This window comes from Rhodobacter sp. TJ_12 (assembly GCF_020023995.1).
Taxonomy (GTDB): Bacteria; Pseudomonadota; Alphaproteobacteria; order Rhodobacterales; family Rhodobacteraceae; genus Rhodobacter.
This window is the reverse complement of the sequence record NZ_NRRD01000014.1, coordinates 26591-49493: the sequence shown is the minus strand read 5'-3', so window position 1 is coordinate 49493 and position 22903 is coordinate 26591. Positions and strand designations below refer to the sequence as shown.

At 63.4% G+C, this 22903-nt stretch carries 18 protein-coding genes; 8 read left to right on the top strand and 10 right to left on the bottom strand.

Annotated elements, in window-relative coordinates:
* The first annotated feature begins 12 nt into the window (after positions 1-12).
* Complete coding sequence (locus tag CKO11_RS11150; protein WP_411742016.1) at positions 13-1395, top strand: polysaccharide biosynthesis/export family protein; 1383 nt, start codon at positions 13-15, stop codon at positions 1393-1395.
* A 147-nt stretch (positions 1396-1542) separates the two neighbouring features.
* Here the strand turns inward: CKO11_RS11150 and CKO11_RS11145 are convergent, their stop codons facing one another.
* The gene (locus CKO11_RS11145) at positions 1543-2313 is read right to left on the bottom strand and encodes a metallophosphoesterase (RefSeq protein ID WP_223638382.1); all 771 of its coding nucleotides are present in this window, start codon (positions 2311-2313) and stop codon (positions 1543-1545) included.
* Between the two features lie 448 nt (positions 2314-2761).
* On the opposite strand from CKO11_RS11145, the gene CKO11_RS11140 reads away from it, so the two are divergent.
* Positions 2762-3460, top strand: a complete 699-nt coding sequence (locus CKO11_RS11140) for a sugar transferase (RefSeq protein ID WP_223638380.1) — start codon at positions 2762-2764, stop codon at positions 3458-3460.
* Positions 3461-3739: 279 nt separating this feature from the next.
* Here CKO11_RS11140 and guaB read toward each other — a convergent pair whose 3' ends face one another.
* Entirely contained in the window at positions 3740-5188 is a 1449-nt protein-coding gene (gene guaB, locus CKO11_RS11135; protein WP_223638377.1) for an IMP dehydrogenase, read from the bottom strand.
* A gap of 68 nt (positions 5189-5256) precedes the next feature.
* Positions 5257-6237, bottom strand: a complete 981-nt coding sequence (locus tag CKO11_RS11130) for a tellurium resistance protein (RefSeq protein ID WP_223638374.1) — start codon at positions 6235-6237, stop codon at positions 5257-5259.
* A gap of 94 nt (positions 6238-6331) precedes the next feature.
* On the opposite strand from CKO11_RS11130, the gene speB reads away from it, so the two are divergent.
* The 3 genes from speB to CKO11_RS11115 all read left to right on the top strand — a co-directional run bounded on the left by speB (position 6332) and on the right by CKO11_RS11115 (position 11246).
* Positions 6332-7297, top strand: coding sequence for an agmatinase (gene speB / locus CKO11_RS11125; RefSeq protein WP_223638371.1), 966 nt, complete (start codon positions 6332-6334; stop codon positions 7295-7297).
* A 173-nt stretch (positions 7298-7470) separates the two neighbouring features.
* Positions 7471-8604, top strand: a complete 1134-nt coding sequence (locus tag CKO11_RS11120) for an exonuclease SbcCD subunit D (RefSeq protein WP_223638368.1) — start codon at positions 7471-7473, stop codon at positions 8602-8604.
* Complete coding sequence (locus tag CKO11_RS11115) at positions 8601-11246, top strand: AAA family ATPase (RefSeq protein ID WP_223638365.1); 2646 nt, start codon at positions 8601-8603, stop codon at positions 11244-11246. The genes CKO11_RS11120 and CKO11_RS11115 overlap by 4 nt, the downstream gene beginning before the upstream one ends.
* Before the next feature lie 37 nt (positions 11247-11283).
* Here the strand turns inward: CKO11_RS11115 and fghA are convergent, their stop codons facing one another.
* The 3 genes from fghA to CKO11_RS11100 are packed head-to-tail and all read right to left on the bottom strand — an operon-like array spanning position 11284 to position 13517.
* Positions 11284-12114, bottom strand: coding sequence for an S-formylglutathione hydrolase (fghA, locus tag CKO11_RS11110; RefSeq protein WP_223638362.1), 831 nt, complete (start codon positions 12112-12114; stop codon positions 11284-11286).
* A gap of 9 nt (positions 12115-12123) precedes the next feature.
* Positions 12124-13233 carry an S-(hydroxymethyl)glutathione dehydrogenase/class III alcohol dehydrogenase gene (locus tag CKO11_RS11105; protein WP_223638359.1) on the bottom strand — a complete coding sequence of 370 codons (1110 nt, stop codon included), beginning with the start codon at positions 13231-13233 and terminating at the stop codon, positions 12124-12126.
* A 17-nt stretch (positions 13234-13250) separates the two neighbouring features.
* Positions 13251-13517: a metal/formaldehyde-sensitive transcriptional repressor gene (locus tag CKO11_RS11100; RefSeq protein ID WP_223638356.1), complete on the bottom strand. Its 267-nt coding sequence runs from the start codon at positions 13515-13517 to the stop codon at positions 13251-13253.
* A 145-nt stretch (positions 13518-13662) separates the two neighbouring features.
* Here CKO11_RS11100 and CKO11_RS11095 point away from each other — a divergent pair, with 145 nt between their 5' ends.
* Positions 13663-14655, top strand: coding sequence for a Hint domain-containing protein (locus tag CKO11_RS11095; protein ID WP_223638353.1), 993 nt, complete (start codon positions 13663-13665; stop codon positions 14653-14655).
* A gap of 66 nt (positions 14656-14721) precedes the next feature.
* Here the strand turns inward: CKO11_RS11095 and CKO11_RS11090 are convergent, their stop codons facing one another.
* Both CKO11_RS11090 and CKO11_RS11085 read right to left on the bottom strand, forming a co-directional pair.
* A complete protein-coding gene (locus tag CKO11_RS11090) occupies positions 14722-16581 on the bottom strand; it encodes a TRAP transporter large permease (RefSeq protein WP_411742013.1) in 1860 nt (619 codons plus the stop codon).
* Between the two features lies 1 nt (position 16582).
* The gene (locus tag CKO11_RS11085; protein WP_223638350.1) at positions 16583-17155 is read right to left on the bottom strand and encodes a TRAP transporter small permease subunit; all 573 of its coding nucleotides are present in this window, start codon (positions 17153-17155) and stop codon (positions 16583-16585) included.
* 656 nt (positions 17156-17811) lie between these two features.
* Here CKO11_RS11085 and CKO11_RS11080 point away from each other — a divergent pair.
* Both CKO11_RS11080 and ilvN read left to right on the top strand, forming a co-directional pair.
* A complete protein-coding gene (locus tag CKO11_RS11080; RefSeq protein WP_223638347.1) occupies positions 17812-19557 on the top strand; it encodes an acetolactate synthase 3 large subunit in 1746 nt (581 codons plus the stop codon).
* Positions 19558-19634: 77 nt separating this feature from the next.
* A complete protein-coding gene (gene ilvN, locus CKO11_RS11075; RefSeq protein WP_223638344.1) occupies positions 19635-20195 on the top strand; it encodes an acetolactate synthase small subunit in 561 nt (186 codons plus the stop codon).
* A 99-nt stretch (positions 20196-20294) separates the two neighbouring features.
* Here ilvN and CKO11_RS11070 read toward each other — a convergent pair whose 3' ends face one another.
* A complete protein-coding gene (locus CKO11_RS11070) occupies positions 20295-21584 on the bottom strand; it encodes a DUF3422 family protein (RefSeq protein WP_223638333.1) in 1290 nt (429 codons plus the stop codon).
* Between the two features lie 170 nt (positions 21585-21754).
* A complete protein-coding gene (locus tag CKO11_RS11065; protein WP_223638330.1) occupies positions 21755-22747 on the bottom strand; it encodes an SLAC1 anion channel family protein in 993 nt (330 codons plus the stop codon).
* Positions 22748-22903: the final 156 nt, after the last annotated feature.

Sequence of the window (22903 nt, the reverse complement as noted above, 5' to 3'; positions counted from 1 at the left end):
TGACGATTGGAGATCGATTTGAAACAGTTTCTGACCGCCCTTCTCACGGGGACCATGCTCGTCAGCCCGCTTGCTGGCTGTGGCGTCGCCTATCACAAAACGTCCGTCTCCGCCGGCATTAGCGATGAAGGCAAGGTCAGGGTGCTGCCGCTGACTGCGGAATCGGTGCTGGTGGCCAATGCCGCCCCCTATGAACCGCGCGAGTTGCCCGCCTATTTCCGTCAAAGCGGCGGGCTCGGCGGCACCTTGGCGCGCCCGATCGCGCCGCCAAGCCCCGCCTTTGACCGCGTCAGTCGCCCCGGCGGGCTGGAAACCCGTCTGCCGCCCCCGGCAGAGGCGCCGAACTACCGCATAGGCGTGGGCGATGTGGTGTTGCTGGCCACCCCGAGAACCGGTTCGACCGTGGAACAACTGACCGGCATCTTGGCGGCACAGACCGCGCGGCAAGGCTATACCGTGCAAGATGACGGGTCTATCTCGGTGCCGACCGTGGGGCGCGTGCAGATTGCCGGGCGCACGGTGGAAGATGCCGAGGCGGTGCTTTTTCAGCGGTTCCTCGACAAGCAGATCGACCCGACCTTCTCGCTGGAAATCACCGATTTCAACTCGAAGAAAGTGGCGATCGGCGGCGATGTCACCAATCCCGGCGTCGTTCCGATCACCCTCGCGCCGCTGCATCTTGATGAAGCGCTGGCCGCCGTTGGCGGGGTGTCGTCGGCGGATGTGGATACCGCGCTGGTGCGCCTGTACCGTGACGGAACGCTTTATCAAGTGCCGCTCAAATCGGTTTATGAGCGGCCACAAATTGGCCGCATGACCTTGTTGGCGGGCGACAGTATCTTTGTCGATACCGCCTATGAGCTGGACAAGGCGGCCGCCTATTTCGAGGAACAGATCCGCCTTGCGCAGTTCAAGCAAGGTGAACGGCAAGCCCGGCTGAACGCACTGCAAACCGAAGTTGCGCTGCGCCGCGACGAGCTGAAAGAGCGGCGTGACAACTTTGCCGCCCGCCTCGAACTGGGGGCCGAGGCCCGCGATTATGCCTATCTGACCGGCGAGATCGGTCAGCAAACGCGCTACCCCCTGCCCTTTGATCGCAAGGCCACTTTGGCGGATGCGCTTTATGATGCGGGCACCGGCTTGGATGCGGCGCGCTCCAACCCGAAGGAAATCTACATCCTGCGCGGCTCCGCCGATCCGATGGAATATGAATCGATCACCGCGTGGCATCTGGATGCGCGCAACGCCGCGGCCCTGCTGCTGGCCACCCGGTTCGAACTCCATGCCAATGACGTGATCTTTGTCGCGGCCCAGCCGGTGCGGCATTGGGGGAATGTGGTCAATGCGATCACGCCGTCCCTCATCATATCTTCGGTCAATGCGGCTTCGGACTGATCTGAAAAGGCGTCAAAGCGCGCCCCGCGCGTATTACGAACAACCAAACGCCCCGCGATGCGGGGCGTTTTTCCGATCAGGGGCGAAGACACCGCGCGGCGTTACCGTCCCTTGCCCTATGGGCACCGGATGTCCCGCCCGGCAAGGTTAAACACGCAGCGCCGCGACCCGACCATCCGCCAAAACGGCACAACTCAAGCCGCCGCCCGCATAAGCTCCGGTATCGACCGAAATCACCCCGTTTGCACAAACCAAATCGGGCACGATCGTATGGCCATGGACGATCCACAACCCATCGGTGCGGGCGCGACGGCCAAAATCTGGATGCCCCCATGTCACCGCCTGCGGGGGCTGCATCATCATCGGGTGCCAAGGGTCGGCCCCGGCATGGGTGACCACGACATTGCCACGCTGAACAAACCGCGGGCACGCATGTAGCCACTCCAACAGATCGGGACCAAGCTCGGCCTTTAGCGCCTGTGCAGCCTTGGCAAGCTGCTCGGTCGAGGATCCCTCTGTCAGCCCGCCAATTCCGAAACTGGCGAGGGTCTGCAAACCGCCATAGCGCAGCCACCGGGGCCCCTTGCGCGCGGGCGCCTCCAGAAAGGCAAGCAACATCTCTTCATGATTGCCCAAGATCAGCCCCAAGTGGTCGCGCCGCTGAAATGCCAGCCGCAACACCTGCGCGCTGTCTTCGCCGCGATCGATCAGATCACCAACGCAGATCACCTCGGCCTTGGGGTGTTCGCGCGCCAAGACCTCCAGCAATTGCGTAAAAGGGCCGATCATCCCGTGCACATCCCCGATCACCGCAAGCGGCGCCCCCGGATCTGGTGGCGCGAAGGCCGCCGCAGGCGAAGCCGCGCGCTTGGGCCCGCGCCGCAATCCCCCGGTGATCTTGCGAAACATCGATTTCATCTCATCCTGCCCCGTCTGTGCGCGATGCCCCAGCTTTGTCTGGGGGTTATTGTCTGAGGGCATAAAGCGGCCCGCACGATTCGTCAGCCACCCGCCGCCTGACTGCAAAGGGTCAGGCCATTGTGTCCGAATCGGGGCCGATCTGGCGCGCGGAACCCGATTGTTGCCGCGACGCAGCATCGGCGATCGGTGCATTCATGCGCAGACGCCCTGCCTTTGCAGCGTTAACCACTAACAATGACCAAAAAACAAGCAAAAGGGCATAGGTCCCCCTTTGGTAAACTTGAAAGACGTGTCGTTTCGCCGCTATAGGTTACTAAATTGTTAAAGGGCCCCTTTAGAAGGGAAGCGTCACCAAAACTTCGAGCCAGGCTTGGTGACGATCAAATTGTTCGCTTGAGGCAGAAGGCCTTGTTTGCGTGACTGTTCTGCTGTTTGGAGGGCGAAAATGGCGTTCGACAACACTAATCTTTATATGAAGCTGGCATCCATCGAACTGGCGCCGGTAAAACGTGTCTCGGCGCGCCGCTTCCGGATCTATCAATCCGCGGGCAAACGTGTGCTCGACCTTGTTCTGGCAGTTCTCATGCTGCCCGTTTTGCTGCCGATCATTGCGATCATCTGGCTCGTCGTGCGGGCTGACGGGGGCGCGGCGTTTTTTGTGCAGCCGCGTGTCGGGCGCAATGGCAAAGTCTTTCAGTGTTACAAGTTCCGCAGCATGGTCTTGGACGCCGAAGGCGTTCTGGAGCGAATGATTGCGTCCGATCCGGCGGTCGCCCATGAATGGCACACCTATCAAAAGCTGACCCGTGACCCGCGGATCACGACAATCGGCCGGGTTCTGCGCAAGACCAGCCTTGATGAATTGCCGCAAATCTTCAACGTGCTGAAAGGCGACATGAGCCTTGTGGGCCCGCGCCCCTTTCTGCCCTCGCAAAAAGCCATCTACGATGCGGCCGGGGGCGAAGCTTATTACGATTTGCGGCCGGGCGTCACGGGTCTTTGGCAGGTGGTCGGCCGTCATGACACGACCTTTGCGAACCGCGTGCGCTTTGACGAGGCCTATGGCCGGAGCTGCTCGCTGATGGCGGATCTGTCCTTGATCTTCCGCACGGCGAAGGTCGTGGTGATGCGCACCGGCAATTGATCTATCGCCCATCACCTTGCCAAACTTGACCTGTCACGGTTTGGCATAGCTTCTTTGAGCGCAGGATATGCAACAAAACCAAGGGCGCAGTCACGGACTGCGCCCTGCACGGCCAAAGGCCAATGCCCCGCTTTTGAAACGCAGGGCGAGACCGGTCACCTGACAGCCTTTTCCGCCCCGTATCGCGGCACTGGCACGCAAACCACTTGGTCTTGAGCGCTTACGGATGCCGACCAAAGCCGGCATCCGCTGTGATCCGAAGAGCGCTAAAGATCAGTCTCAGCCGATCCGGTAGTTCGGGCTTTCGCGGGTGATCTGCACGTCGTGGACGTGGCTTTCTTTCAGCCCCGCGCCGGTGATGCGCACGAAATTGCAATTGCCGCGCATCGCCGCCACAGTCGCATGGCCAGTGTAGCCCATCGCCGCGCGCAGACCGCCGACCATCTGGTGCAGCACCGCCGAGACCGGGCCTTTGTAAGGCACCTGCCCCTCGATCCCTTCGGGCACAAGCTTGTCGGAAGCCGCATCCTTTTGGAAATAGCGATCCGCCGAGCCGCGCGCCATCGCGCCAAGTGAGCCCATGCCGCGATAGGATTTATACGACCGGCCTTGATACAAGATCACCTCGCCCGGGCTTTCATCGGTGCCCGCAATGGCAGAGCCCACCATCGCACAGCTGGCCCCCGCCGCGATCGCCTTGGCGAAATCGCCCGAGAATTTGATCCCGCCGTCGGCGATGATCGGCACATCGCCCGCGCCCGCGCAGGCATCCATGATCGCGGTCAATTGCGGCACACCCACGCCCGCGACGATCCGCGTGGTGCAGATCGAGCCGGGGCCGATGCCCACTTTCACCGCATCCGCGCCCGCGCCGATCAGCGCCTTCGTCGCCTCGGTCGTGGCCACGTTGCCCGCCACCACTTGCACCGCGGAATTATAGGCTTTGACGCGTTCGACCGCTTTCGCCACGCCTTCGGAATGGCCATGCGCGGTGTCGATCACGATCAGATCGCATCCCGCATCAATCAGCGCGCAGGAGCGTTCATAGCCCGCATCCCCCACGGTCGAGGCCGCCGCGACGCGCAACCGGCCCTTGTCATCCTTGCACGCCAGCGGGTGCAGCACGGATTGTTCGCTGTCTTTCAGCGTCAAAAGCCCCGTCAGCTTGCCTTCGGCGTTGACGACCAGCAGTTTCTCGATCCGGCGCGCTTTCATCAGGCTCATCGCCTCGTCGCGGTCAGCCGGTTCGCGCAGCATGGCAAGGCCTTCTGCCGTCATCATTGCATGGACCGGGGTCGCATCATCGGTGGCAAAGCGCATGTCGCGGTTTGTCACGATCCCCACGACCTTGCCGGTCGCATCCACCACCGGAAAGCCCGAAACCTTGAACCGTTCGCGCAGGGCCTTGGCATCGGCCAAGGTCTGATCGGGCGTCAGCGTGATCGGGTTGTAGACGATGCCGGATTCGAAGCGTTTGACCCGGCGCACCTCGTCGGATTGCTGATCGACGCTAAGGTTGCGGTGGATCACGCCCATGCCACCCGCTTGCGCCAGCGCAATGGCCATATTCGACTCGGTCACCGTATCCATCGCAGAGGACAGAAGCGGGATATTGAGCCGGATCGATTTGGTCACCTGCGTGGAGACATCAGCCTCCGAAGGCAGCACGCTGGAAGCGGCCGGAACAAGAAGCACGTCATCGAAGGTGAGGGCCTCGCGAATCTGCATGGGGGTCTCCATCGGCAGGGAACGGTTGGCACGTCCCTGTTTCATGGAGTGCGCCCCGATGCAAGCCCTCAGGCAAGGGCAGCGCCGGTTTTCGCCGCCAAGTCACCCTTTGCCCACATTTTGAAGATGCGCAGCGCGATCGGCACAATGGCCAGCGTCGCCGCCACCAGCATCGCCGCGCCGGGCAGCCGCCACAGACCGCCCAAGCTTAGCCATAGGCTGGCCGTGGCCGCCATCGGGAAGGTCAGCGCTCCCCAAAAGGGCGAAAAGCCCGCTTTCAAAAGCCACGGCGCGCGCAGGACAAACACCGCCAGCAAGGCGGCCGACAAAAGCGCAAAGACCTGCGCAATCGCGCTGCCGCCCAAGCCGGCAGCGGTGGTGCCGATCACCGCCGCCGGGGCGAGGTGAATAGCCAATAGCGGGCGCAGCGGCGCGGGCACGCTTTCGCGCGCGAATTGCTGCAACGAAACCGTCCAGATCGCCACGGCAATCACCAGCGCGAGCCAAAAGAGCCCGGTCGCCACGCTGGAAAGCCCCAGCCCCGTGGCCGCCATCGCCGCGACGATCCAGCCCGAAAAGCTCAGATGCCACGCTGGCGTGACCCGGCGTTGTTCAGGCGGGCCGGTGAAAAAGCTGTAAAGCAGCGCGGCGGTCAGCAAAAGATGCGCGCCGATCCCGGCGGCAAAAAGCCCGCGCGCCAGCGCCAAGCCATAGGGGGCCAGCGCCGCGGCCAAAAGATAAAGACACAAGACCGCCGCCGCGAGCCCCGCGCGCCCGGGCAGGATTTTCAAATCCTCAAGCGCCACGGCGGGACGGCGGATCACCTTCCCCAGATAAGCCACCAGCGCAAAAAGAGAAAACAGCGTCACCGCCCCGATCAAGATATCGGGCACCGCCGCCGGCAGATCAAAAGCCGCCGCGCCTTTGCGCCAGGCCAGCGCCAGCCCCAAAAGCCCCAAAGTGGGCGGAAAAATCGCCGGGGGCGTGCGCCGCCACAGCCCCTTGGGCGCGGCATTCGGGGGTATCAGATTGGGCGGAACCGGGGCCATTGTCTTTCCTTCTCCTCACTCCACCGCAGCAACTTGCATTATTTCGCAACAAAGGAAAAGCTCACGCCACCACCACAGGGAACGGAGCCAAAAAATGACAAAACACGGATATGAAACGGGGCGGCTAAACCTGCCCTTTGTCGGCATTTCGACCTTCGGCAAACGGCCTTATGTCGAGGATTGGACGACAATCGCGGCCGATGTTGCCGTGATGGGCGCGCCCTTTGACTTTGGCACCCAGTTTCGCGCGGGCGCCCGCTTTGGCCCGCGTGCGGTGCGCGAGGCCTCGACCCTCTTTTCCTTCGGCCATGCGGGGGCCTATGACCATGAAGACGATGCGACCTACCTGCCCGAAAGCGTGCGGATCGTCGATATTGGCGATGCCGATATCGTTCATACCGATACCGAGCAAAGCCACGCGAATATCGAGGCCGGTGTGCGCGCGATGCTGAAGGCGGGCGCTTTGCCGGTGGTGATTGGCGGGGATCATTCGGTCAACATCCCCTGCATTCGCGCCTTTGACGACCAAGGGCCGATCCATATTTTGCAAATCGATGCGCATCTCGATTTCGTCGATGTGCGCCACGGCGTGCGCCATGGCCACGGCAACCCAATGCGCCGCGCGGCGGAAACCGGCTATGTCAGCGGCATTACCGCGCTTGGCATCCGCAATGTGTCTTCGACCGCGAAAGACGGCTATGACGCCGCGCGCGCAATGGGCGATGATATCTTAAGCGTGCGGCAGGTGCGCAAGCTGGGCACCGAAGGCGTGCTCGCGCGCATCCCCAAAGGTGCGCGGATTTATGTCACCATCGACATTGATGGCTTCTGCCCCTCGATCGCGCCGGGCACGGGCACGCCCTCGCATGGCGGGTTCCTGTATTACGAGGTGCTTGAGATCCTGCAAGGCGTGGCGAAAAACCACGATGTTGTGGGGATCGATCTGGTCGAGGTGGCGCCCGATTATGACCCCTCTGGCGCGACACAAATTCTGGCCGCGCAGGTTTTGTTGAACTTTCTGGGCTTCATCTTCCATGCCCGCGCGCAAAAGGCCGATTAAAAGGGGGGGGGCGCTGCCCCCCTCTTGCCCTCGCGGGCAAGTCTCCCCCCGGGATATTTGCACAAAGTCGAAGGGCAAAGCGGCGCGCGCACGGGGGCGTTCCCGCTGCGGGCGGTTGACCCTTGCGGGCGCATCGTGCAGCGATAAACGGGCCCTGACTTGGCGGAGTTTCGATGACCTTTCGCATTCTGCATGCCTCTGATCTGCATCTTGGCAAGCCCTTTGGCGGCTTTCCCGAGACGATCCGCAACCGGCTGCGCGAGGCGCGGCATGGCGCGCTGGCGCGGCTGGCGGCAGCGGCGCGGGCGCATGGCGCGCGCCATGTGATGCTGGCGGGCGATACTTTCGATGCCGAAACCCCCGCCCCCGAGACCCTGCGCCATGCGCTGGCGGCGATGGCCGAAGAGGCCGATATCGGCTGGCTCTTGCTGCCGGGCAATCATGACAGTCTGGCCGCGACCGAGCTGTGGCGCCGCATCGCGCTGCAAGCGCCCGAAAACCTGCGCGCGCTGACCATGGATGCCCCGGTGCCCTTGGCCCCCGGGGTGAGCCTGTTGCCCGCGCCCTGCACGCAGCGCCGCCCGGGCCGCGATCTGACCGAGGCGATGTCGGCCCCCACGCCCGAGGGCGATCTGCGCATCGGGCTGGGGCATGGCGCGATCACCGATTTCACCGCCCTTGAAAGCGGCGAGGCTGCGGCCAGCGGCATCATCCCGCCCGACCGGGCGGCGCGCTCGGGGCTGGATTATCTGGCCTTGGGCGATTGGCATGGGCGGCTGCAAGTGGGCCCGGCCACATGGTATAGCGGCACGCCCGAACCCGACGGGTTCAAGCATGATCTGGCCGCGGGGGCGCTGCTGGTTACCCTGCCCGGCCCCGGCGCGCCGCCCGAGGTCACGCTATGCGAGACCGGGCAGTTTCGCTGGCACGGGCTGGACCTTGATCTATTGCCGGGCGGCGATGCGCCCGCGCTGTTGCGCGCCGCCCTGCCCGCCGTGAAGCGGCGCGATCATCTGGTGCGGCTTACGCTCAGCGGGCGGCTGACCTTGGCCGAGCGCGCCGCACTGGAAGCCGAGATCGCCCAGCTTGGGCCAGAATTCGGCTGGTGGGCCGCGGATTTATCGCGCCTCGCGGTGGAAGCTTTGCCCGAAGACCTTGACCAGATCGACCGCGCGGGCGCGCTGCGCCAAGCCGCGCAGACGCTTTGGGAAGAAAGCCGCAATCCCGCCTTGGCACAGGCCGAGCGCGATGTGGCCAGCCAAGCGCTGGCGCGGCTTTACGCGCTGGCGCAAGAGGAGCACCCATGAAACTGCGCGCGATTGAACTGGCCAATATCCGCCGTTTCGCGGGCCAGCGCGCGCGGCTTTCGGGGCTGGGCGATGGGCTGACCGTGCTTTCAGAACCCAATGAATTCGGCAAATCGACCTTTTTTGACGCGCTGCATGCGGTGTTTTTCGAACGCCACCGTGCGATGGGCGCGCCGGTCAAGGCTTTGCGCCCCCATGCGGGCGGCGCGCCCGAGGTCACGGTCGAGATTGAGCTGCCCGAAGGCCGGTTTGCGATCTTCAAGCGCTGGCTGTCGCGCCCACAAGCGCGCATCACCGATGCACAGGGCCGGATCGTCGCCCAAGATGACGAGGCCGAGGCTTGGATCGATGCGTTGATGGGCGGGACGGCCGGCGGCGGTCTGGCCGGGCCGTCGGGGCTGGTCTGGGTGCGCCAGGGGCTTTTGGGGCTTGAACCCGAAGGCACGACTGCCGAGGAAAAACGCGCCCGCGAGCGTGGGCTCAACACCCGGCGGGACTTGCTGTCCTCGGTCGCGGGCGAAATCGAGGCGATGACCGGCGGGCGGCGGATGGATGCGGTGGTGGCGCGGGTGTCCACGGCGCTGGCGGTTCTGGCCACCGCGACCGGCAAGCCCAAGGCGGGCGGCGCTTGGGCTGCGGCTTTGGCCGAGGTGGAGGCGCTGGAGCGCGAGATCGCCGCGTTGCGCCCGCGCGCTGAGCGGCTGAGCGGCGATCTGGCCCGGCGCAGCGACGTGCAACGCCAACTGACCCGGCTGACCCACCCCGAAGAGGTCGCCGCCCGCGACAAAGCCCTGAAAACCGCCAAGGCGGCGCAAGAGGCGGCCAAGGCCCATGCGGCGCAATTGGCACAAGCCGAAACTGCCTTGCGTCTGGCCCAAACCGAAGAGCAGGCGGCGCAAACGGCCATCGACCGGCTGGCCGCGTTGGAAGCGCGGCTTGCAGCACTGCGCGACGCGCAAGAGCGGGCGCAAGAAAAGGCACAAGCGGCCCGCGCGCGCGCCGAGGATTTGGGGCAACGCGAATCCGAGGCCCGCAAAACCGCCGAAGCCGCCACCATCGCGGCGCGGGACTTACGGCAGCGGTTGCGCCTGGCGCAAAAGGCCCGGCTGGCGCAAGAGGCCCGTGCGCGCGCAACAACCCTGCGCCAGCAATACAGCCGTGCAGAGACGCTTTCGCAGCAAATCGACGCGTTTAAGGCCAAGCTTGCGCTGATCGGGCTCACGCAAAAGGCGCTTGAGACCGCCGAAGAGGCACAGGCGACGCTGGACCGGCTGACCGCGCAGGCCGAGGCGCAAGCGGTGCAGATCACCCCCCTGCCCGATGGCGCGGCGCAGGCCTTGATCGATGGGCAGCCCTTGGGCCCGGAGCCGCATCCGGTGCTGGCGGCCTGCACGCTGAGCTTGCCGGGCTATGGCGCGCTGCATCTTGATCCGGGCGCGAAGCGCGGGGCGGAAACCGCGCGCGCCCTTGAACAGGCGCAACAGGCGCGCGACCGCGCGCTGGAGGCCTGTGGCGTCGAGAGTGTGGCCGCGATGCGCGCCCTTTGGGGGCAGGCGCAGCAGCACCAAGCGGCCTTGACCCAAAGCGCGGCGCATTTGGCCGATCTGGCCCCCGAGGGGCTAGAGGCGTTGCGCAGCGCCCTTGCCCGCGCCGAGGCCGCGGCAGCGGAGACGCCCGCCGCCCCCGAAGACCCTACCACGCTGGACGCCGAACTGGCCAAAGCCGAGACCGCAGAAAATGCCGCGCAGGCGAACGCCCGCAGCGCGCAAGAATTGGCCAATGCCGCGCGCGAAGCCCGCGCGGGGGCCGAGGCGGAACGGATCGCCGCCCACCGCGCGTTTGAAGCCGCGCAGGCCGAAGCGGGCGATCCGCAAACCCTGGCCGCGCGGCTTGCGGCGGCGCGGGACGCCCTGCCCGCCCGCACCAAGGCCCGCATCGAAAAAGCCGCCGCGCATCAGGCGCTTGCCCAAAATGCGCCCGATCTTGCCACCGCCGAGGCGGCCTTGACCCGGGCGCAAACGGCCGCCGATCAGGCGCGCCAAGAAACCGAGGCGTTGAGCCGAGAACTGACCGAGCTGAACAGCCGGATCGCGGTGATCGCCGAAGAAGGAATTGAGGAAACCCTTGCCGAATTGGAAGGCCGCGCGGCGGAGGCTCAGGACCGCGCAGCGCGCTACGGCACCGAGGTTCAGGCGCTGACGCGCCTGCGTGCGGCGCTTGACGCGGCGCGCAGCGCGGCGCGCGATGCCTATTTCCGCCCGGTGATCCGCGAATTGCAACCGCTTTTGGCGATCTTGCATCCGGGCGCGGTTATCGAGATCGACGATCAAAGCCTTTTGCCCACAGCGCTGACGCGCGACGGGGCGGAGGAATCGCTTGATATCCTGTCCGGTGGCACGCGCGAGCAATTGGCGATCTTGACCCGGCTGGCCTTCGCGCGGCTGTTTGCGCAGGCGGGCCAAGCGGTGCCGGTGATCTTGGACGATGCTTTGGTGATGAGCGATGACGACCGGATCGAGGCGATGTTCACCGCGCTGCACCGGGTGGCGCGCGATCAGCAGATCATCGTCTTTACCTGCCGCCAACGCGCCTTTGCCCAATTGGGCGGGGCGAAAGCGCAGGTGACGGTCGACCCGCTTTAGAAATGGCGCGGCCCGAGGGATCCCCGGGCCGGTGCTTTTAGCCTTTCAACGCAGCCGCATGATGGGCGATGTGATCGCCGATGAAGCTTGCGATGAAATAGTAGCTGTGGTCATAGCCCGGTTGGCGGCGCAGCGTCAGCGGATGGCCCAGACGCTCGGCCTCGGCGGCAAAGATCTCGGGCTTAAGCTGGTTTTCCAAGAACGGGTCCGCCTCGCCTTGGTCAATCAAGACCGGAAGCCGCTCGGAAGCGCCCGCCAAAAGCGCGGTCGCATCCCACGCGGCCCAAGTGGCGCGATCTTCACCCAAATAGGCGGTGAAGGCTTTTTCGCCCCACGGCACTTGGGTGGGCGCCACAATCGGCGAAAAGGCCGAGACGGCGGCATAACGACCGGGGTTTTTCAGCGCGATGGTCAACGCGCCATGCCCGCCCATCGAATGCCCCATGATCGAGCGCTTGTCCGAGGCCGGGAACTCCGCCTCGATCAGCTTGGGCAGTTCTTGGGTGATGTAATCATACATCTTGAAGTGCCGCTCCCAGGGGCCTTGGGTGGCGTTGAGGTAAAACCCCGCGCCTTGGCCCAGATCGTAAGCGTCATCATCGGCCACATCCGCGCCGCGGGGCGAGGTGTCGGGTGCCACCAAAATCACCCCATGCTGGGCGGCAAATTGCTGCGCGCCCGCTTTGGTGATGAAGTTTTGCTCGTTACAGGTCAGCCCCGACAGCCAATAGATCACCGGCAGCCGCTCCCCCGCCGCATGGGCGGGGGTAAAAACGGCAAAGTTCATGTCACAGCCCAGCACCTCGGAGGCGTGCTTCCAGACCGTTTGCGCGCCGCCAAAGCAGGCGTGCGATTCAAGCCGTTCCATCTGCGGACCTCAGAACTTGATGACCGAACGGATCGACTTGCCCTCATGCATCAAATCGAAGGCGGTGTTGATCTCGTCAAGCGGCATGGTGTGGGTAACGAAGGGGGCCAGTTCAATTTCGCCCTTCATCGCATCTTCGACCATGCCCGGCAGTTGCGTGCGGCCCTTCACCCCGCCAAAGGCAGTGCCCATCCATTTGCGGCCCGTCACCAGTTGGAACGGACGGGTGGAGATTTCTTGCCCCGCCCCGGCCACGCCGATGATCACCGATTGGCCCCAGCCGCGATGCGCACATTCGAGCGCCGCGCGCATCACGTTCACATTGCCAATGCATTCAAAGCTGTGGTCCACGCCCCAGCCGGTCATTTCCACAATCACTTGCTGGATCGGCTTGTCATAGTCTTTCGGGTTCACGCAATCGGTGGCGCCGAATTGCTTGGCCAGTTCAAACTTCTCGGGGTTGGTGTCGATGGCGATGATCCGGCCCGCTTTCGCTTGGCGCGCGCCTTGGATCACGGCCAGCCCAATGCCGCCCAAACCAAAGACGGCGACGCTGTCGCCTTCTTCCACCTTGGCGGTGTTGTGCACGGCCCCGATGCCCGTCGTCACGCCGCAGCCCAACAGGCAGACATGTTCGTGGTTCGCCTCTTCGTTGATTTTGGCAAGCGAGACCTCGGCCACAACGGTATATTCCGAGAAGGTCGAGCAGCCCATGTAGTGGTAGATCGGCTCGCCATTGTAGGAAAAGCGGGTCGTGCCATCGGGCATCAGCCCCTTGCCCTGGGTCGCGCGCACGGCGACGCAAAGGTTGGTTTTGCCCGATTTGCAGAATTCGCATTCGCCGCATTCGGCGGTGTAAAGCGGAATGACGTGATCGCCCGGTTTCACCGAGGTGACACCTTCGCCGACCTCAACCACAACGCCCGCGCCTTCATGGCCCAAAACGGCGGGGAAGACGCCTTCCGGGTCGTCGCCCGAGAGGGTGAAGGCATCGGTATGGCACACGCCGGAATCGGTGATGCGGATCAGCACTTCACCTTTTTTCGGCGGAGCAACGTCGATTTCGACGATTTCAAGCGGTTTGCCGGGGGCAAAAGCAACGGCGGCACGAGATTTCATGAGGGGCTCCCTTCGGGTTATTTCAGATAGCTGCGCACAAGGGCGAGCAGTTCCTTGGTTTTCGCGCCCCCCTCTCCCTCGGGGGCGCCGAACTCATCGCGGATATGGGCTTCCAGCACTTCGGCCATCAACCCATTCATCGCGCCACGGGTGGCGGCGATTTGCTGCAAGATCGGCGCGCAGGGCGCACCGCTTTCCAACGCACGTTCAAGCGCCTCGCATTGTCCCTTGATCCGGCGCACCCGCGCAAGAATGCGTTTCTTGTCGTCCGGATTGTTGGGCATGAGGGGCTCCCGTGTCGTATACTCGGGTATAGTATATTTTTGACCGTCACGCGCAACCCGAAAAGCGCGAAAACCGCGCCGCGCACCGGTTCAGGGGCGGTTAACCAAGGCAGGCTATACAGGGGCAACCAGACCAGAGACCTGCATGGCCATATACGCCCTAGAGATCTTTGATATTGCCGATGCCAGCACGACCGCCGCGGGCGGGTTCGTGGACAATGGCGGCTACCAGTTTACCTGGAATGTCGACACCATCACCTTGACGCCCGGCGCCTCGACCACGACGCTGTCGATCACCGATTACACCGATGCGACCTTTGACGACGATGGCGGTGGCGGGCAGATTTTAAACGGCGCCCAGACCATCAACGGCACCACATGGCCCGATGGCACCAATATCGAGGCGGAATATATCGTCCATCTCGAAGACATCCTTGGCAATCCCTACACACTGCAATTCGTCTCGCTCGACAATGACGCCTATAACATTCAAGGCTTTGTCGTGCAGGGGCCTTTGCCCCCTTTTGGCGAGCCGCTGACCGTCGTCAGCACACAAGACCTTGTCACCGGCACCTATAGCTATGCCAGTTCCGCCCCAAGCTGTTTTGCCGCTGAAAGCCGGATCGCGACCCCCTTGGGGGCGGTGCCCGCCGGTCTTTTGCGGCGTGGCCAGCAGGTTTGCTTGGCGGATGGCGGCAGCGCCGAAGTGGCGCTTGTGCTGCGCTCAAGCATTCGCCCCGCGGGTGCGCCACGCCGCATGCCGGTTTCCTTTGCCCCCGATGCGCTGGGGCCCGGATGGCCCGCGCGGCGGCTGATCTTGTCGCGTCAGCACCGGGTGGCCCTGCCCGAGGCCAAGGCCTTGATCGCGGCCCATCTGCTGCTGGACCGGCCCGGCGTGCGGCTTTGCCCCGAGATCACACAGATCGACTATGTGCATATCGTGCTGGCGCGTCACGCGGTGGTGCTGGCCGAGGGGCTGGGCTGCGAAAGCTTCTGGCCCGGCCCGGTGGCGCTGGCGGGATTGCCCACGGCCTTGGCCGCGCGGGTGCGCGCGATCATGGGACCAGCGCCCCAACCTGCCCTGCCCTTTTTGGGGCGCAAGGCTTACGCGCGCAGCCTGCGCCATCTGGCGGTTTGAGCGGGCGCTGAGCGGCCCGTGGGCGAAGCGAAAACGGCGGCCCGAGGGCCGCCGCTTGGTATTTGCTTAGTTCCCGATCGGGGCACCGCCCAATCCCATCGGCGCGGGGATGCCAAGGCTCGCCCCACCGCCCTGCGGCGGCTCTTGCGGGCTGCCCGAGGGCGCCCCAAGACCCGGAGGCGGACCACCAAGGGACGGCGCGCCAAGGCTCAGCCCACCGCCCGGTGCGGCCCGGGGCGCGCCGAGCGGCGGCAGCCCCATGCCGCCGGGCGCCCCAAGCCCGCCATCAAGGCCGCCCCCAAGCCCGGGCATGCTGGGCAGGGTGATTTCGACATTGCTGACATCGACCGGCTTGCCTTTGTAATGCATCACCATCTGCGGGAAAGTGATCACAATGGCGATCATCACGATCTGGATGAAGACGAACGGCACCGCCCCCCAATAAATATGCGAGGTTTTCACCGGCTCGGTCATCAGCCCGGTCACCTTGTCGGCATAGGGCACCTTGGGCGCCACGGACCGCAAGAAGAACAGCGCAAAGCCAAAGGGCGGGTGCATGAACGAGGTCTGCATGTTCACCCCCAAGATCACCCCGAACCAGATCAGGTCGATCCCCATCGTTTCCGCGGCGGGCGCCAAAAGCGGCACGATGATGAAGGCTAGTTCGAAGAAATCGAGGAAGAAGGCGAGGAAGAACACCAAGAGCGAGACAACGATCAAGAAGCCCATCTCGCCGCCCGGCAGCGACACCAGCAGATGCTCGACCCACAGATGCCCGTTCACCCCGTAGAAGGTGAGCGAGAACACCCGCGCCCCCAGCAGAATGAACATCACGAAAGACGACAGCCGCGTGGTGGCCGCCAGCGCCTCGCGCACCACGGTCAGGTTGAGCCGCTTCTTGACGCCCGACAAGATCAGCGAGCCCACCGCGCCCATCGCGCCCCCCTCGGTCGGCGTTGCGACGCCAAGGAAGATAGTGCCAAGCACAAGGAAGATCAGCGCCAGCGGCGGGATCAGCACGATCACCACCTGCTGCGCCAAACGGCTCATGCGGTTCAAGCCGGTGGATTTGTCGATCAGCGCGATGAGATAAATCACCACCACCGCCAGACCCGAGGCCAGAATGCCCGCATTGGAATTGCGCGCGCCCGGATCATGCAGCCATTGGAAGGCGAGGTAATACGTCACCAGACCGATGGCCAGCACCACAAAAAGCGACATCACGCCCGAACCAAGCGTGCGCGCCTCTTTCGGCAGGGCGGGCATCGAATGCGGGCGGATGATCGACATCACCGCAACATAGCCAAGATAGATGCCGGTCAGCACAAGGCCCGGGATCAGCGCGCCTTTATACATATCGCCCACCGAGCGGCCCAATTGGTCGGCCAGCACGATCAGAACGATCGAGGGCGGGATGATCTGGGCCAGCGTGCCCGAGGCCGCAATCACCCCCGAGGCGATGCGCCGGTCATAGCCGTAGCGCAACATGATCGGCAGCGAAATCAGCCCCATCGCGATCACCGAGGCCGCAACGACGCCCGTGGTCGCCGCCAACAGCGCGCCCACGATTACCACCGCATAGGCCAAACCGCCGCGCACCGGGCCGAACAACTGCCCGATCGTATCCAGCAGGTCTTCGGCCATGCCGGATTTTTCCAGCACGATCCCCATGAAAGTGAAGAACGGAATGGCCAGCAATGTCTCGTTGCTTAAGACGCCCCAAAACCGTTCCGGCATCGCATTCAAAAGCGGCCAGCTGAGGTTGATCGAACCGCCCGACAGCGGCGCAAGCTCCACCCCGATGATGAAGAAAACCAGCCCGTTCGCGGCCAGCGAAAACGCCACCGGATAGCCCAGCAGCAAAAACACGATCAGCGAAACGAACATGATCGGCGCCATGTTCGTGGCAATGAGTTCGAGCAGCATCTTAAAGCCCCTCTTTCTCGGCAATCACCTCGGCGGTGCCGTGGTGCCCGCTATAGGTATGCGGGTCTTCGATCAGCCCGCGCATGATCGCGATTTTCTTGATGATTTCGGAAATCCCTTGCGCAAAGAGCAGCGTAAAACCGATCAGCAACAGCGATTTCGCCGGCCAAATGATCAGCCCGCCCGCATTGGTCGAAACCTCGCCCGATTTCACCGACATCATCACATAGGGAAACAGCATCCACAGCATCAGCGTCAGGAACGGCATCAAGAAGAAGACATGGCCGAACAGGTCAATCCAATGCTGCACCCGGCGCGAAAAGGCGCCATAAACGATATCGATGCGGATATGCTCGTTTTGCTTGAGCGTATAAGCGGCGGCCAGCAAGAAGGCGCCCCCGAACAGATACCATTGTGCCTCAAGCCAGGCGTTCGACGAGGTGTTGAACACCTTACGCACAATGGCATTGGTGGCGGACACCAGCACCGCCACCAGAATGAGCCAGGACACCGATCTGCCGATGACCTCGTTGATGCGGTCGACGGCCCGTGACAGAGCCAGCAAAGCGCCCATCGTCTCCTCCCCTTTCAATGCTCCCACGGCCCCTTGCGAGGCTTCGGTGTTCCTTGCCGGGTGTGAACAGGAAAATCAAGGAACTCGGGCCAATCCGGTCCGAATTCCTGACCAATCCACCGTTACTTTTGTCCTAACCCGGCCCCGCAGCGCCCGTTGCGGCCGCTTTGCCGCCCCATGGTCGCGGTTACGATAGGGATTTTGGCGCTGAAAGGAAGCGCAAACGCAGCGTTTCAAGGCCCGCGACTCGCCCAATGGCCCACCACAGCCCGCCGCGTGCAAATTAAGACGAGTCCGGCCCTTTTTGCCCCCGGAAGACTTGCGAAAATGTCACGCCCGCGCAACTTTGCGCAACTTTCGCAACATTTGAAGGCACTGCGCGACATTATATTCAGCGTTTTGCCGTTGACGCCCCATCGGCCTGCCCCTAATGTCCGCCCGAATGCAACGAAAAGGTGCGGCGATGATCTCGCTTGTCGTTCTGGTAGGGAAAGCGCGCATGGGCCGGTAACGGTTGACCATATTGGTTCCCATGCGCCCTCGCCGATCACGCGGGGGCTTTTTGTTGTGAAACGGGTTGGGGCGCTTGCCCTGTCGAAGCGGGGGCGAAAGCCCCGGAAGGTCGGGGGCGCAGGCCCCGGGAAAGGACGTGAAAGATGTCGCGGCAGATGACCGGCGCAGAAATGGTGGTGCAGGCGCTCAAGGATCAGGGGGTCGATACGATCTTCGGCTACCCCGGCGGCGCGGTATTGCCGATCTATGACGCGATCTTTCAGCAAAACGACATCAAGCATATCCTTGTGCGCCACGAACAGGCCGCCGTGCATATGGCCGAGGGCTATGCCCGCTCGACCGGCAAGCCGGGCTGCGTGCTGGTGACCTCTGGCCCTGGCGCGACGAATGCGGTGACGGGGCTCACCGATGCGCTGATGGACAGCATTCCCTTGGTGGTGTTTTCGGGTCAGGTGCCGACCTTCATGATTGGCACCGATGGCTTCCAAGAGGCCGATACCGTGGGCATCACCCGCGCCTGCACCAAGCATAACTGGCTGGTGAAAGACCCGTCGAAACTGTCGGAAACGATCCACCAGGCCTTCCATGTCGCCACCTCGGGCCGCCCCGGACCGGTGCTGATCGACCTGCCCAAGGATGTGCAATTCGCCTCGGCCGAATATACCGGGCCGAAAACCGCGCGCACCGAACATTACCGCCCCAAGGTGAAAGGCGATCTCGACGCCATCACCAAGCTTGTCGAGATGATGGAAACGGCCGAGCGCCCGATCTTCTACACCGGCGGCGGGGTCATCAACTCGGGCAGTGCGGCCAGCCAGCTTTTGCGCGAACTGGTGGATGCAACGGGCTTCCCGATCACCTCGACGCTGATGGGGCTTGGCGCCTATCCGGCCTCGGGCAAGAACTGGCTGGGCATGCTGGGGATGCACGGGCTTTATGAAGCCAACCTCGCGATGCATGATTGCGATCTGATGATCAACCTTGGCGCGCGGTTTGACGACCGCATCACCGGGCGCGTGGCCGATTTCAGCCCCAATTCGGTGAAGGCGCATGTCGATATCGACGCCTCGTCGATCAACAAGATCATTCAGGTCGATCTGCCGATCTTGGGCGATATCGGCCATGTGCTTGAAGACCTGCTGAAGGTCTGGAAGGCGCGTGGGCGCAAGACCAACAAAGAGGGCCTTGGCAAATGGTGGAGCAAGATCGACGAATGGAAGAAGGTGCGCTGCCTGAGCTACACCAATTCCGACACGATCATTAAGCCGCAATATGCGCTGCAACGGCTTGAAGAATTGACCAAGGGCCGCGACCGCTACATCACCACCGAGGTGGGCCAGCACCAGATGTGGGCGGCGCAATTCCTGGGCTTTGAGGCGCCGAACCGCTGGATGACCTCGGGCGGGCTTGGCACGATGGGCTACGGCTTCCCGGCCTCGATCGGGGTGCAGGTCGCCCATCCCGACGCGCTGGTGATCAACATTGCGGGCGAAGCCTCGTGGCTGATGAACATGCAAGAAATGGGCACCGCGACGCAGTTCCGCGCGCCCGTCAAACAGTTCATCTTGAACAACGAACGGCTGGGCATGGTGCGGCAATGGCAAGACCTTCTGCACGGCGGGCGCTATTCGCAAAGCTGGTCGGAAAGCCTGCCCGATTTCGTGAAGCTGGCCGAAAGCTTCGGCTGGAAGGGCATTGTGGTCAGCGACCCGAAAGAGCTGGATGACGCGATCATGGAGATGATCGAGTATGATGGCCCGGTTCTGTTCGATTGCTTGGTCGAAAAGCACGAAAACTGCTTCCCGATGATCCCGTCGGGCAAGCCGCATAATGATATGCTGCTTTCGGCCGATGCCGAAGCCTTCCGCGGCGGCGCCGCGCTGGTGTGAGAGTGGCCCGGGGGCCCCGCCCCCGGACCCCGGAAACTGTCCGGCAAGATGAAAGACATTCGGAAGGGAGAGGGCATATGGCCGCTCTGAACATCAAGAAAGGCTCGTCGAGCCACTCCGCCTATGACCTGCGCGATTTCCACTCGGAGGTCGAGCGCAGCCACACGCTGGCGGTGATTGTTGAAAACGAACCCGGCGTTCTGGCGCGGGTGATCGGGCTCTTTTCGGGGCGCGGCTATAACATCGACAGCCTGACCGTGGCCGAGATCGACCACAAGGGCCACACCAGCCGCATCACCATTGTCACCCGCGGCACCGAGGCGGTGATCGAACAGATCCGCGCGCAACTGGGCCGCATCGTGCCGGTGCATGAGGTGCATGACCTCACCACCGAAGCGACGGCGGTGGAACGCGAATTGGCGCTGTTCAAAGTGGCAGGCACCGGCGAAAAACGCGTCGAAGCGCTGCGTCTGGCCGATATCTTCCGCGCCAATGTGGTCGATAGCACGCTGGAAAGCTTTGTCTTCGAGATCACCGGCACCTCGGACAAGATCGATGCTTTTGCCGAATTGATGCGCCCCTTGGGGCTTGTGGATGTGGCGCGCACGGGTGTGGCCGCGCTGGCACGCGGGGTCTAAGGCGGTTAGAGCGCCCGTTCAGATCAAAAGAAAAGGGGGCGATGCGCCCCCTTTTTCGTCTCTGGTCACGTGATCCGGGCACGTCGCCCGAGGCCGCGCCTAATGCGGTGCGACGCTGTTTCTGATCCGCCGCAGCGCCAGCCAGACAATCGCCACCACAACGGGCGTCAGCCCCGCGACCGCCATTTCCTTGCTGATGCCGATCTCTTTGGCGACCGGATAAACCGCATAGGCCGCAAGGCTGACGGCGTAATAGCTGATCGCCACGACCGAAAGCCCCTCGACCGTGCGTTGCAGCCGCAACTGCAAGTCGGACCGGCGATCCATGCTTTCAAGCAGTTTTTGGTTTTGCGCCTGACGTGCCACATCGACCCGGGTGCGCAGCAATTCGCCCGCCCGCGCGGCGCGTTCGACCATCGCGTTCAGCCGCACCTCGGCGGATTTCACCGTCCGCATCGCGGGATCATAGCGGCGCATCATGAATTCATTGAACTTTTGCCGCCCGTTAAACCGGCTTTCGCGCAAAACCTCTACCCGGTCATGCACGATAGCCTCATAGGCATTGGTGGCCGAGAACCGGAACGTATGGGTGACAGCCAAACTTTCCAACTCGGTCGAAACCTCCAACAGCCGGTGCAGCGTATCCTCGGCGGGATGTGCGTCATCCTTCATGCTGTCGACAAGCGCGCTAAGTTCCGGCTCCAGATGATTGAGCGTTTGCGTCAGTTGCCGCGCCCGGCCAAGGCCCAGCATCGACACCGCGCGATAGGTCTCGATCTCGCAGATGCGCTGCACGACACGGCCCACGCGCGCCTCTCCGGTGCCCGGGCGCACAAAGACGGCAAAACGCATCAACCCCGCCGGATCAATGCGGAAATCGGTCGCCACGACGGCGGTTTCTTCCAGCACCCAAGAACAGGTCAGGCTTTCGGGCACGAACCAGCTGTCGATGGCGGGCAGGATTTTCATCGGGTCTTCGGGCAATTCCTCGATCCGGATCGAAATCGCCGCGATCCGCCGCCCCGGTGCATTATGCACCCAGCCGGGCGGGAAAATCTCGGCCTCGGCCGGATCAAACGGCCGCTCCGACACGCCCGGCGCATGCGCCAGATAGGTGGTGAATTCGGTGTGGCTTTCCCATTTCAGCGCATGCCGCCCAATCTCGCCGGTGTAATGGGTTGCCCCGGCAGGCGGGATCGCCGCGCCATTGCGGGTCAGCAGATCCACCAGATGGTCGTGATCCTTGGCGCGGTCGCGGTTCGCCGCATCCTTCGGTTGCTTGAAGGCGAAGTAGATCACATGGGCGGGCGCGCCCACCGAGGGAAACGGCCGGGCGTGCAATTCGTTCACCAACGCATAGCGCAGCGGATGGTCGTCGATCGATGTCATTGGGCCTCCGGGGGGCGGCGGGCAGGGCTAAAAGATCACCTAGCCTAGCACGCCCCCGCGACAAGGAAAAAACGCCCTGCACCCCAAGCACTTGCGGCATAGACGCGCAGCACGGCATGAAAAGGCCCCCGCACTGGGCGAGGGCCGGACACGATCTGCAAGCGGCGCGCTTATTCGGGGCGGCAAATCTCGCCGCGCACGATGCCCATCACGGTGCGCCCCACCAGCCCCGCGATCAACAGCACCAAAAGCCCCAAGAAGCCGGTGCCCATATATTGATGCACGACCGACTGGGTCATTTCCGCATAAAGGAAGGTGGCAATGGTCAGCGCCGCAAAGGGGAAGCTGAGCGCCCAGAACGACATCGCAAAGGGCAACCGCAAGATGCGCGGGATCTGCACCGCCACCAGCGCCGCAAAGACATAGGCAAGCGACAACAGGATATGCCCCATCGCATCCACCGCGGCGCCCTCGGTCATCGTCAGGCGCGCCCAGGCGATAAAGGCCACCGCCGGGGGCGCGATCATGATCACCAGCGTCGGCTGCAACCGCCCCGGCAGCGGGTCGTGAAACACCAGCCGGTTAAAGACGAGCGTGAGCAAGATCACCCAAAACATCATCCCCGCAGAGAAGAAGAGCCACGAGATTTCGGTAAAGCCAAGCTGCGCGCCGGCGACCGGCACAATCACATTGCCGACCGCCGGAATGAACCAAGCCGGGTTCAGATGGCCATGCTGGAACGAGCGCGTGCCGATCCAGTTCGTCACCACCGAAATCGTCAAAATGCCCTGCAAGGCCGTGCCAATGCCCCAAAGCAGCGTGGCCGCCGGTTGCGACACCGTCATCAGCCCGATCGACAGCAACAGCATCGACACCGAAATCGTCGGAAAGAACGACAACCGGATCGGGTGGTGCCATTCGCCGTAAACCTCTTTCCAATGCGTCAGCGCCTTGGCCAGATAGAACAGCGAAATCAGCACAAAGGCCGTGGCGGTCACGCCCAGCATCACCTGATAGGGCAGCGGCCCAAGCCCCAGCGGCTTTGCCGCGGCCCGCAAGGCCAGCGTCAGCCCGCCAAAGCCCATGGTGGTGGCGTAGAAGGTGATCGGAAAATGCGCGAGCCGGCTTTCGGTCTGCGGCGCGGCGGTGGGAGAGGCTGTCATGCGAAATCCTTGATACCGTCAGCTGCGGGTCAGCGTGTCTAAAATGGGCCAAGACCCAGGGGATAAAACGTGGAAACCGGGCATGCCCGTCTTTTGCCGCAGCGGGCGTTTTGCCCCCAAAACAGGCCCAAAGCCGCCGCGTCGCAGCACCGTTAT